Origin of the sequence: Paenibacillus sp. FSL F4-0125, assembly GCF_038008565.1 — a bacterium.
Lineage (GTDB): Bacteria > Bacillota > Bacilli > Paenibacillales > Paenibacillaceae > Paenibacillus_AQ.
The window spans coordinates 2768243-2780308 of record NZ_JBBOZJ010000001.1 but is presented as its reverse complement, the minus strand read 5'-3'; the positions used below and the strand labels follow the sequence as shown (position 1 = coordinate 2780308).

Genomic DNA, 12066 nt, shown 5'->3' with positions numbered 1-12066 from the left:
CTGTAGTCAACAAAATAACTTCACACAGCAAAACACCGTTCCCTTGAATCCATCAGGGAACGGTGTTTTTTATAATCCATTCTAGTCCTCTATCGTTGATAAATCGCCAGTCGGGAGATGAAGCTCCCAAGCCTTTAATACACGCCGCATGATTTTACCAGATCTTGTCTTAGGGAGTTTATCCTTAAATTCGATTTCTCTCGGAGCAGCATGTGCAGACAATCCAGCTTTAACAAATGCCGCGATCTCCTCTTTGAGAGCAGCCGTAGGAATGTAACCTTCTCTCAGCGAGATGAAAGCCTTAATAATTTCCCCACGCACGAGGTCTGGTTTACCAATTACGCCCGCTTCAGCTACAGCTGGATGCTCTACTAATTTACTCTCTACTTCAAATGGTCCAATACGCTCTCCAGAAGAATTGATAACGTCATCAATCCGTCCTTGGAACCAGAAATATCCATCCTCATCCATATAAGCGGAATCACCAGAAATGTACCAACCAGGAATACGGAAATACTCCTCATATTTCGTCTGATTGTTCCAGATCGAGTTCATCATGGATGGCCAGGGTGTCCGTATCGCAAGATTCCCCATAGAGAATGGCGGAAGAACATTGCCTCGATCATCAAGAATCGCCGCTTCAATGCCTGGTAACGGACGCCCCATTGAACCTGGTTTAATATCCATTCCAGGATAGTTGCAGATCAGTTGTGCCCCCGTCTCTGTCATCCACCAAGTATCATGAATGCGCTGATTGTAAAACTTATCACCCCACCGCACCACTTCAGGATTTAACGGCTCACCAACTGACAGGACATGTCGCAGACTGCTCAAATCAATACCTTGAATTGAACTCTCTCCTGCACCCATCAACATACGAAATGCTGTCGGTGCGCTGTACCAAATGCTAACCTTATTTCGTTCAATCGTCTTATACCAATCCTGAGGGCTGAAACGCCCCCCTCTTACGACATTCGTTACCCCATTTAACCATGGAGAAAATATTCCGTAAGATGTTCCCGTCACCCAGCCCGGATCTGCTGTACACCAGTAAATATCATCTGGACGTAGATCCAGCACCACTCTACCTGTATAATAATGTTGAATCATAGCTCTTTGTACATGGTAAACGCCTTTAGGTTTTCCCGTAGAACCAGATGTATAATGCATTATGAGGCCATCGTCCAGGTCAAGCCATTCCAATTCGAGCTCAGAAGATGCGTTAGCCATCTCCTCAGTGAAACCTAAGTTACCTTGCTCGATATCAGTGGTACCACCTACTAAAAAAATATGACGTAAATTCGGAAGCTCATCTCGCTTTACACGATGAAGTAGTTCAGGCGTAGTAACCAAAGCAACGGCACCGCTATCCTCCAGCCGGTCTTTGACTGCTGTCTCCATGAAGGCTTCGAACAGAGGGCCTGCTATTGCCCCAATCTTCAAAATGCCTAGTAAACTAAAATATAGTTCCGGTTGACGAGGCATAAAAATAAATACCCGATCTCCCTTACCGATACCATATTTACGCAATACATTTCCGAACCGGTTCGACCGTTCCTGCAGATCGGCAAATGTATAGGATTCATCCCGCACCGCATCACTGTAGAGCAGGGCCGTTGCCGCTCCCCGTCCTTCTTGAACGTGGCGATCCACTGCTTCATGTGCCATATTTACTTTGCCAGTGTCATACCATGAGAAGTTACGTTCAACATCCTCCCACTTAAAATCGGCTACTGCCTGGGTGTAATCAGACATATTGGAGCTCTGTACACGGCCCGGCAAAATTTCGCTATGGACTTGACCCATCACTCTTGCCTCCCTCACTCGTTTGATTTAAGCTTTAAGGGTAAGACTCTTCTCTTAGATAATGATGTCAATGCAATGAATGTGAATTTTTTATGTCTGAATTAGTATAACATAGCAAACGTTTACATTCCATATTTTATGATCTGAAAGGAGCACGGCTATGGAGCATCGTAAAATCCCTGTTTCCCATACGCTTTCATATAAAGGTAGAACAATTACAGTAAGCGGTCCCCGGTCTCCAGAGGACCTAGAAGCCCTCCACATGCACCTTGATCTCGATGCCTTCCGCAAGCCAATAGAACAGCAAGAAGCTCTCGTAGAGATTGCTAGCCTGCCAGAAGGACGTATTATTACAGCTGTAGAGAACGGCACTATCGTAGGTTATGTCACCTTTCATTATCCGGATGAAATGGAGCTTTGGTCACAGGGTGGAATGATGGATCTAATTGAGCTTGGGGCCATTGAGGTTAGTAATGATTACAGGGGAGCCGGACTTGGCCGGCTGCTGATTTCCACTGCTTTTGAGCAGGAGCAATTGGAGAATTGTATTGTCTTTACAACTGAGTATTATTGGCACTGGGATTTAAAAGGAAGTGGGCTTGATGTATGGGCTTATCGTCAAATGATGGAGCGATTAATGAAAACTGTAAATATGGTTTGGTATGCTACAGACGATCCTGAAATCTGCTCCCATCCAGCCAACTGTCTAATGGTACGTATTGGACAAGAGGTGCCTATGTCCTCACAGGAGACCTTCGACAGGGTACGTTTTAGACAGCGCTTTATGTACTAAAATCAGAGGTGCTGCAACATATATTCTAATATGGCATGTGAGCGCCCTGAGGCTTCTACCGTGAATTCCTTAAAATTAACATTTGCAGACCCATCAGATTTGTCAGACATCGAACGAATTATGACAAAGGGAGTGGCGTTCATCACACAGACTTGTGCAACCGCCGCTCCTTCCATCTCCACGCATGCTCCGTCTAACTCCTCTCTTAATTTGGCCACAATCTCCACGTTAGAAATGAATTGATCACCTGAAAGCACCTTGCCGACCAAGTACTTTTGACCTAGCTTGTTACACGCTCTCTCAGCAAGGAGTACCAGTGCAGGATCTGCCTGAAAGACGGAATTTTCCTGATAAGGAATTTCACCTCTTGAGAAACCAAGTGCCGTTGCATCCACATCATGCTGGACACAAGTAGACGATATTACGATATCTCCAATATTCAATTCAGGATGCACAGCTCCAGCTACGCCAGTAAACAACACACGTGATACACCAAAGGAATCAATCAGAATTTGTGTCGTAGCTGCTGCATTCACTTTGCCAACACCGGATTTACAAAGCACTACTGACTTTCCTAATAAATCTCCTATGTAATAATGTATTCCTGCTTTGACCTTAGTCTCTTTATTCTCCATTCCTTCTAGCAGCAGCTTAATCTCTTCATCCATCGCACCAATTAATCCGATAATTTCATACAAAACTAACGCCTCCTTCGATGATTTTCGCTGTAAAAAACATAAAAAGCTCCAAAAGGAGCTTTCTACGGAATAACTGTTTAGTTCTTAAATTACTTATTCAGATGATTAACAGACAATCGGAGAATCGTTTCATGAGGCAGGATAACCCGCGGATTCTCAACCGTCTCTTTCTTCATGAGTTTCGTCAAAAGTCTCATTGCTACCGCACCTAGGTCATACATAGGCTGGGCTACAGTTGTCAACAATGGACGAACCATCGAAGCCATACGGATGTTATCCACACTAATAATGGAGAAGTCATCCGGTACCTTCAGGCCTTCATCCTGAATACTGTGAATCGCACCAATAGCCATCTCGTCTGTTGCAGCAAAAATAGCGGTTGGCTTCTTCTTGAGTCCAAGGAAATACTTCATGGCTTCGACACCAGATTCATAGCGGTAGTTACCGATACGCACCAAGTCTTCTTGATACTCGATTCCAGCCTGTTCAAGTGCCTTCTTATAACCATGGAAACGTGCATATCCATTCGCAGGATCCTGAAGTGTACCACTGATCATTGCGATTTCACGGTGACCGTGACGAATCAGAGTATTCACTGCATCAAAAGCAGCGGTTTCATGATCGATGTCAACGGAAGGATAAGTCCCCTTCTCATCCCGTGTAGCACATAGGACAATTGGAACTGCAGAAGTCTGGAAAGCTTGGATATGTTCATCAGTTACCGTACCACCCATGAAGAGCAGACCATCGACCTGTTTCTCCAAAAGCGTATTGATGACACGGATTTCCTTTTCTTTGCGCTTATCCGCGTTACACAATATGATATTGTAATGATACATGTTCGCGATATCTTCAATCCCGCGTGCAATTTCTGCAAAAATCGAGTTTGAAATATCAGGGATGACAACCCCAACGGTTGTCGTTTTCTTACTGGCAAGTCCTCTCGCCACGGCATTGGGACGATATCCCAAACGCTCAATCGCTTCAAAAACTTTCTTCCGGGTCTGCGGTTTCACGTTAGGGTTATTATTCACAACCCGTGATACCGTAGCCATAGATACGCCTGCTTCTCGCGCTACATCGTAAATGGTTACCGTCAAATTACTCTCTCCATTGCGATAAATTTTATCGTTCGACTAATTAAAAATATGATACGACACTTTGTACAATTGTGCAATGATAACGCTTCATTTTCCTTTCAAAATTTCTTTCAAGGATGAAGACGTAACCCTAAATTACAATTTATGACTAGTGAAGGTTTCCCTATTCACGAGCACAATCATGTAACTTCTATCTATCGTAACAAAAAGTGAGTGAAAAATCCAACATTCCGTGAAAGTTTTTCATTATTTTCACAGAATGTTTTAATAATTTGCGTTTTTGGTCGTTTGGAACGTTAATTGAGACAATCTTCGACTAGTATCTTCCATCCAATTCTGGTCCGTGAGCCTTTCAGCTAATCGATATAAATCGAGCAGCACATCCACTCTAGCCTGAATTGTCTCTCGGATAACCACCTCTAATTCATGAAATCCCCCGACAATAACCTCTGTCAAAGATTCTTTTAGGACACTAGCTAATTCATTTCTTTCTGTAAACGAAAAATCCTGTCTTGGCACATCCGCGCTCAGTTCCTTCACTAACCTTCCTAGATCCGCTTTAATAAACGACATTGGCTCATAACTGGTACATTTCGGACAAGTATAAACAGGAACATGTGTAATCTTCACCTTCGTATTAAAAATTAATGAATGCATATGTAAGGTCATGAGGCCACCACAATTGCACAACTTCTCCATTAAATTATCTGTATACATCTACTACACCTCTTGCAAGAAATAAAATAAGTACAAAGTATGACTTTTCAATTTCTATATTCGACTTCCCTCGATTAAAACCCTCCTTAATTGCATATAATGATTAAATTGGCAATTCGTCTATTATTTACAACTCTCCAGATGACTTCGTATTTTAAATTTGATAGAATATGAAAGATCATGTGGTACGAAAGGAGCTTAACAAAATGAGACTAGCTGGCAAAAAGGTCATTGCACTCGTAGACGATGAATTTGAAGATTTGGAGCTCTGGTATCCCGTGTACCGAGTGAGAGAAGAAGGTGCTGAGGTTCACTTGGCAGGTTTGGAAAAAGATAAGACGTACATCGGCAAATATGGTGTACCAGCAAAAGCAGAGTACTCCTGGGATGATTTAAACGCTGCTGATTATGATGGCATTCTAGTTCCTGGAGGCTGGGCTCCGGATAAAATCCGTAGATACAGTGCCGTTCTAAAGCTCGTAAAGGATTTTAATGCGGCTAAAAAACCAATTGGACAGATCTGCCACGCAGGTTGGGTATTAATTTCTGCTAAAATTCTGGAAGGTGTAACCGTCACCTCCACACCGGGCATCCGGGATGACATGGAGAATGCCGGAGCTATATGGAAGGATGAAGCAGTGGTAACGGATGGACATATCATCTCCGCTCGTCGCCCGCCGGATCTTCCGCCTTATGGCAAAGCCTTTTGTGATGCACTTGCTGGGGAATAAAGTACAATACGCATCTATTGGTTAAAAATAAAACAAGCCCTGTTTCTCACAATGCTGTGAAGAACAGGGCTTTTGATTTGATTCGTTCGACATCTAGGCTGCTCACTTAATTCTTAAGGACGCCTTCTCGTTGATTACGGTTGGATAAGAATTAAATTTGAAGGTCAAGGGTTGAGGTAGCTTTTCTTTGCCTACGTTAAAGAAAAAGGTTATTGTAGTTCCTTTAGTACCTTCGTTAAATTCTTTATATCCCGAGTAGCCATCTTTGACCCTTCCCAGCCAATGCCCGCTTCCAGTACTATCCACAAAATTATCGTCCAATGAAAAACCGCTGCCGCCAAGCGCCTCCTTATCTTCTTTAGGGATAAAGTAATCCAATACCAAAATCCCCTGCTCTTCGTTCTCCATCCGCTTTGAAATCGTTAAATTGTTATCTGGTGCCTGCAAGATCTGCTGGGTTTCCGTGTTAATCACAAGCTCCACCTTAGATTTATCCAGTGCTGAGATCCCTTCAATTTCTAATTTGATTGGTTCATCAGGTCTCATATTGTCATTGTGATAATTATTCATCCCACTAGCCCACATTAAGTCCTCTTGGTGATCCCCCTTCCCGATGACCAGTTTAGGTGAAAGCATATTAAAAATTCTCATTGTATTATCTCCATCAAAGTTTTCCCGCATATAAATTCCAGTAGGTCCAATATAGACATTATCCATTTTGATTTTCTGTCCGGCAATAGCTAGACTCTCCTTCAGATCAATAATTTCTCCCTTAAAATAATTGTTATTAGCTTCCAATGGAATGTTAACAATTAGCTTTTTTATATCACTGCTCGACCCAGAAGGGTCCTTGGATACTGGATATAGCGATAATGTAATATTCAACTCATCTGTCAGATCATCTCGATATTTATTCCAGACGATTTGTTCTAACATACGAGTCGTCCCAGGAGAACCTGCCTCTTGTGCATTAGAATTGCTAAACCCGCTATATCCTGTGAGGTCGTAATTATCCTCTGAATTTTTTTTCAGAGACAGGCCCATAAGTTGCATTTTCTGATCTGTATTATTCTGAATCGTATAGAGCAGAGCAATGCCTCTTCGATCAGCGATGATTCCGTTAACCGTCCACTTTATTCCATCCACCTCAGCTGAAGAAATATTCACTTCCTTCATTATGCCCGCATCAAGTGCTGATGTTATCGTCAGATTATTAGCAATAATGGGTCTAAACACTTCAAGCTGCCCCCAGCTTTTTGGAGGTAATTGCGCACGTACTGGATTGGTCATCTGATTTGCCCAAGGGACAATAATCAATAAGGCGATAGCTAGGACCGCCAACGCAACAACAGTATATCTTTTTCTAAAAGACGACCCTTTTCGGTTACCTAACTGCATCCCCCTGCGAATCGCGGCGTCCAGTTTAACTTCCGGGATTTCCTCAGCCTCGACATCGATTCTCTGAAAATAATCGTTAAGCAGCTTTCCTTCAGACTCAGCCATAAAATAGATCCCCTTTCCGTTTCATTCTGTCACGCAGTTGTTTCAGACCTTTGCTCAGCCATGTCTTCACGGTTCCCTCCGGCTTATCGAGCACCTCCGCAATTTCTGCAAGGGTCATATCCTTGTAATATTTGAGTACAAGCACCTGGCGATACTTTGGCTTTACTCCTTCCAGCGCATGTTCCATGTCCAATCTGCGGTCGCTTTTCATCTCCATAATCCCTATATCGCTTCGATCAACTTCTGTGACTGTATTCCTCTTTCTGCGCTTCAACTCATCGTTACAGCAATTGATCAGAATACGTGTTAACCAAGGAGCAAAACGCTCTGAGTCCTTCAAACTTTTACGTTTAATCCATGCGCGGCAGGTTGCCTCTTGTAGAACCTCCAACGAATCTGCCTCGTTTCGCAAATAGCTGTAAGCAATGCTGTATAGCTTTCTTTTCTGCTCAGCTACCAGCTCATAAAATATGTCTTCATCCGTAGCGACAATTTCCATTTCGTCATTCATAATGTGTTCCATGCTTGTTCTGTCCTCCCCCCTAGCCTTCACGTAAAAATCATTCCTGTGCAACTCGCTCTATGTATAGACTGCGCCGAAGCGCAAACGGTTTTGTTTTTTTTACAAATGATCTGGTACAAAAGAAAAAGGCCCGGCAAGAATGCCGAACCTTGATGTGGACTTGATGATGTTACGCTTGATAACTATGAAGAAGCTTTCTCCTTTGTTTCCACGCTCGTTCCAAGCGATATACCGCTTTTCTGTGCGTAAGCAGTTAGGATTTCCTCTGTCTCCGAGCTTGTACGATGATGGAAGCAAGCTTTTGCAACCCTTGTAGCATCTATAGCCAGTGTATTCAGGGTACGGTGTTTAACCTTCAGCAGCGCCTGTGGCGACATGCTAAGATCACTAATCCCTAGCTCCAGCCAAAGTGGCAAAGAACGCTCATCCGCCGCCATTTCACCACATACGCTTATATCTATTTTTGCATTACGTGCTGCTTCTACAGTCATACGAATCATGCGCAGAACCGCTGGATGATATGGATGATACATATGCGCAATTTGTTCATTCATACGGTCTACAGCTAATACATATTGTACCAAATCGTTCGTACCGATACTGAAGAAATCAACTTCCTCAGCCAGTAAATCCGCAATCATAACCGCAGCTGGAACTTCAATCATAATTCCGACTGGAATATTCCGATTAAACGGGATGCCCCGCAGCTCCAGTTCAGCCTTCACTTCTTCCAATACAGCTTTTGCTGCCTGTACTTCTTCTACGGAAGATATCATTGGGAACATTAGCTTTACATTCCCATATGCACTCGCCCGCAAAATGGCGGTTAGTTGAGTTTTGAACATATCTTGTCGATTCAAGCTGATTCGAATAGCACGATAGCCAAGGAACGGATTCTGTTCTTCTGGCAGCTGGAAGTAATCCAGATGCTTGTCCCCGCCTATATCCAGCGAACGGATCACAACCATATTGCTGCCTACCTTCTCGACCACCTGTTTATACACTTCGAATTGTTCATCCTCAGTCGGGAAAGAACTGCGATCCATATAAAGAAACTCTGTGCGGAATAGACCTACACCTTCAGCTCCATACTTGAGCGCTAAATTCAGTTCTTTAACAGAGCTGATATTACCGGCTAACCGCAGGTTAACACCATCTTTTGTGACGGCATCGACAGTAGCAAGCAATTCCAATTGTTCTTTCTTTTTATGCTGCTTATTCCGAAGAGAAACATATTCATTGATTGTTACCTCATCAGGATGAATTTGCACAGATCCGGTGTCGCCGTCTATCACGAGCATATCACCGGTCTGAATAGGATTAGACAAATTATTCTCCAAACCTGCTACGAGCGGAATGCCCAGCGCACGAGCCATAATGGAGGAATGCGAGGTTTTACCGCCCATCATAGTAACAATACCTAGAACATAAGTTGGGTTCAAGTGAGCTAACTGGGAAGGAGACAACTCCTTCGCTACGAGAATATACGGCTGTGTATCGGATGGCAACGTAACCTCAGGAGCACCTAAAAGATGCTTTAATAGACGATTTCCGACATCCTTGATATCGACCGCCCGTTCCTTCATGTATTCATCATCTAGCAAATCAAACATCGCTACAAAATGATCAATCGCTTCCTTAACAGCCACTTCCGCCGCCTTATATTGGCGTTCTATAATCCCCCGGATTTCACTCATGAACACCGGATCATCCAATATCGCCAGATGAGCATCAAAAATGCTGGATTCCTCTGGACCGACCACTTCTCTGAATTCCTTTTTGATGAATTCAATTTCGTCCTTAGAGGTACGGATACCTTCGTATAAACGCTCAAACTCCTTAGCTAGATCCACTGGGTTCACTTGTGTGTCTGGTAAGCTCCACTCCCAGTTCGGTAAGACAAAGGCCTTCCCGATAGCTACACCTGCTGCTGCGCCTATGCCTTGTATCATCCTTCTATCCCTCCAACGTTACTTTCATGTAAGACTACGGACATTACTGAAGATTGCCCCTTTTTAACATTTTTAAATGGAGCGTAGCTCCATGATTTTACTCGATCAGGATTCGTTATCACCATTGGTGTAGCCAGAGAAGCCGCATGCTCACGCAAATAAGCGAGGTCGAATTTAACCAGCAATTGACCTGGCTCCACGCTGTCACCCTCTTTTACAACCGCCTCAAATGGCCCTTTAAGCTGCGAAGTATCGATCCCTATATGCATAAGTACCTCCAGCCCTTCCGGCGTAGCAATACCGACGGCATGCATTGTAGGGTAGACGTGCATAACCTTCCCGAATACAGGCGAAGTAAGCTCCCCTTTTTCCGGCAAAAATGCAACTCCATCACCCACCAGCTTCGCTGCAAAGATGTGGTCCGGCACTTCCTCAATGGGCATCATTCTACCCTGCATCGGAGAACTGAACAGCACCTGCGGCAAATCTCGAAGCATCAGCTTGTTGATCTCCTCGCGGATCAGCTCTGAATACGTACCAAATACTACCTGAACATTACCGCCACCGAGCTTGATAATCCCGGCAGAACCAAGACCTTTAAGCGCCCCCGTATCAATAAATCGATCATTATGGACGGTAAGTCGCAAACGAGTGATACAGGACTGCACTTGTACAATATTCTCCTTACCACCTAGCGCCTCTAAGATTAGCGGTGCCTGATAAGGGATGTTACCTGCCCAATCCCCGAGTTCCGAACCTTCTTCACGTCCTGGTGTCGGGATCTGAAAACGGCGAATCGCCCAGCGGAACAAATTATAATATACAATCCCATAACCAATGCCGATCGGAATCAAAAGCCAAGCCCTCTGCGACAGATGCAAATTTAAAAAGAAGTCAATGGCTCCTGCTGAATAAGAGAACCCGTGGTGAATTCCAAGCATGTAGGTCAGCACCATAGCGAGACCGGACATTACAGTATGTAACGCGAATAAATACGGAGAAGCAAACAAAAACGCGAATTCGATCTGCTCCGAAACCCCAGTTAGAAAACAAACCAAAGCGGCTCGCATGAAAGTCTTTTTAATCTTAGGCTTCAAATCCTCGCGCGCTTCCTGAATAATTGCAAAAGCAATGGCTGGCAGTGCGAACATCATGATCGGAAACAAACCTGCCATAAAAATGCCCGCTGTAGGATCGCCTGCAAAAAAACGTGGCAAATCCCCCTGAACGACAGTACTACCATCAGGAGTTGTAAAGTTTCCAAACTGAAACCAAAACACATTATTAAGAATATGGTGAAGACCGAAGGCTGTCAGTACTCTATATAGTACCCCATAAATAAAAACGCCAAATCCGCCCGTCTGCAATATTCCTTGAAAAAGATCATCCAGTCCTCTTTGCAGCAGTGGAGATATCCCTAACATCACCCATGCAAAGCCAGCCGAAAACAATCCCATGAACAGCAAAACAAAACGCGACCCTCCAAAAAACTGGATCGCCTCTGGAAGCTTGATATTTTTAAACCGGTTTTGAGCGATACCGGCGACTATACCCAGCAAAATTCCGATAAGTGTTGCAGGTTGTACAAGCCCGTCTCCCATATGGGTAACAATCCGGTCGTAAGTGAACATCCCAGCCAACGCTGCAAGACCCGCCGTTCCAGCTTGATTGGATAATCCCCATGCTACACCCACAGCAAACAAATAAGGCATAAAATAAAAGATTCCCTGCCCAGCGTATGTAGCCACTTCGGATACCGAAGAAAGTCCCCATGCAGACCAAGGTAAGCTGCCCAAACTAAGCAAAATGGCTGCCGCCGGCAGTACCATGGTAGGAAGCATTATGGCTCTGCCCAATTGCTGCAATGATCCGAGCCAATTCAAGGCTACCCTCTCCTTTCTTTCTATATTGAATGGTACGCGCTGCGGGTGTTTTTGTCAAAATAAACTGAAGAAAAAAACAGGCTATTTTTTTAAAAATATTCTCTTACTCCACTATAAAATCACATAGGAAAGCCGTATCTTAACTCACAATTCGCCAAAGGTTTTGAGTAAACCATCTTACATTCGGTTAAAACCGTTGCACGTCCGGCTATTTTAAAATTTAAGAAAAGTGCCTGAACGAAGAATTATTTGCTGTTTTTGGGCTGCTACTGCTTCTCATTCCGTCCCTACTTCTGCGCCTACTTCTGTATCTCCTTCTCCCCCTTTCTATCCCCTCTTTTGCACCTCCTTCAGTGCCTC

The 12066-nt window shown here is 43.9% G+C and carries 10 protein-coding genes; 2 read left to right on the top strand and 8 right to left on the bottom strand.

Annotated features, from left to right (window positions below; all coding sequences use genetic code 11):
• Positions 1–81: 81 nt before the first annotated feature.
• Positions 82–1806, bottom strand: coding sequence for an acetate--CoA ligase (gene acsA / locus NST74_RS12005; protein ID WP_042126819.1), 1725 nt, complete (start codon positions 1804–1806; stop codon positions 82–84).
• Positions 1807–1966: 160 nt separating this feature from the next.
• On the opposite strand from acsA, the gene NST74_RS12000 reads away from it, so the two are divergent.
• A complete protein-coding gene (locus NST74_RS12000) occupies positions 1967–2599 on the top strand; it encodes a GNAT family N-acetyltransferase (RefSeq protein ID WP_341112236.1) in 633 nt (210 codons plus the stop codon).
• Between the two features lie 2 nt (positions 2600–2601).
• Here the strand turns inward: NST74_RS12000 and NST74_RS11995 are convergent, their stop codons facing one another.
• The 3 genes from NST74_RS11995 to NST74_RS11985 all read right to left on the bottom strand — a co-directional run bounded on the left by NST74_RS11995 (position 2602) and on the right by NST74_RS11985 (position 5114).
• Positions 2602–3297 (bottom strand): 5'-methylthioadenosine/adenosylhomocysteine nucleosidase, encoded by a 696-nt coding sequence (locus tag NST74_RS11995; RefSeq protein ID WP_341112235.1) that lies wholly within the window; start codon positions 3295–3297, stop codon positions 2602–2604.
• An 89-nt stretch (positions 3298–3386) separates the two neighbouring features.
• Entirely contained in the window at positions 3387–4397 is a 1011-nt protein-coding gene (gene ccpA, locus NST74_RS11990) for a catabolite control protein A (protein ID WP_036686140.1), read from the bottom strand.
• 264 nt (positions 4398–4661) lie between these two features.
• Positions 4662–5114, bottom strand: a complete 453-nt coding sequence (locus NST74_RS11985) for a hypothetical protein (RefSeq protein WP_341112234.1) — start codon at positions 5112–5114, stop codon at positions 4662–4664.
• 206 nt (positions 5115–5320) lie between these two features.
• Here NST74_RS11985 and NST74_RS11980 point away from each other — a divergent pair, with 206 nt between their 5' ends.
• The gene (locus tag NST74_RS11980) at positions 5321–5845 is read left to right on the top strand and encodes a type 1 glutamine amidotransferase domain-containing protein (protein ID WP_341112233.1); all 525 of its coding nucleotides are present in this window, start codon (positions 5321–5323) and stop codon (positions 5843–5845) included.
• Between the two features lie 102 nt (positions 5846–5947).
• Here NST74_RS11980 and NST74_RS11975 read toward each other — a convergent pair whose 3' ends face one another.
• From NST74_RS11975 to NST74_RS11960, 4 genes are all read right to left on the bottom strand, one after another.
• The gene (locus NST74_RS11975) at positions 5948–7348 is read right to left on the bottom strand and encodes a DUF4179 domain-containing protein (protein ID WP_341112231.1); all 1401 of its coding nucleotides are present in this window, start codon (positions 7346–7348) and stop codon (positions 5948–5950) included.
• Positions 7341–7871, bottom strand: coding sequence for a sigma-70 family RNA polymerase sigma factor (locus NST74_RS11970; protein ID WP_341112230.1), 531 nt, complete (start codon positions 7869–7871; stop codon positions 7341–7343). Before NST74_RS11970 ends, NST74_RS11975 begins: the two co-directional genes overlap by 8 nt.
• A 182-nt stretch (positions 7872–8053) precedes the next feature.
• Positions 8054–9823: a phosphoenolpyruvate--protein phosphotransferase gene (ptsP, locus tag NST74_RS11965; protein WP_341112229.1), complete on the bottom strand. Its 1770-nt coding sequence runs from the start codon at positions 9821–9823 to the stop codon at positions 8054–8056.
• Complete coding sequence (locus NST74_RS11960) at positions 9820–11706, bottom strand: glucose PTS transporter subunit IIA (RefSeq protein ID WP_341112228.1); 1887 nt, start codon at positions 11704–11706, stop codon at positions 9820–9822. The genes ptsP and NST74_RS11960 overlap by 4 nt, the downstream gene beginning before the upstream one ends.
• Between the last annotated feature and the right edge of the window lie 360 nt (positions 11707–12066).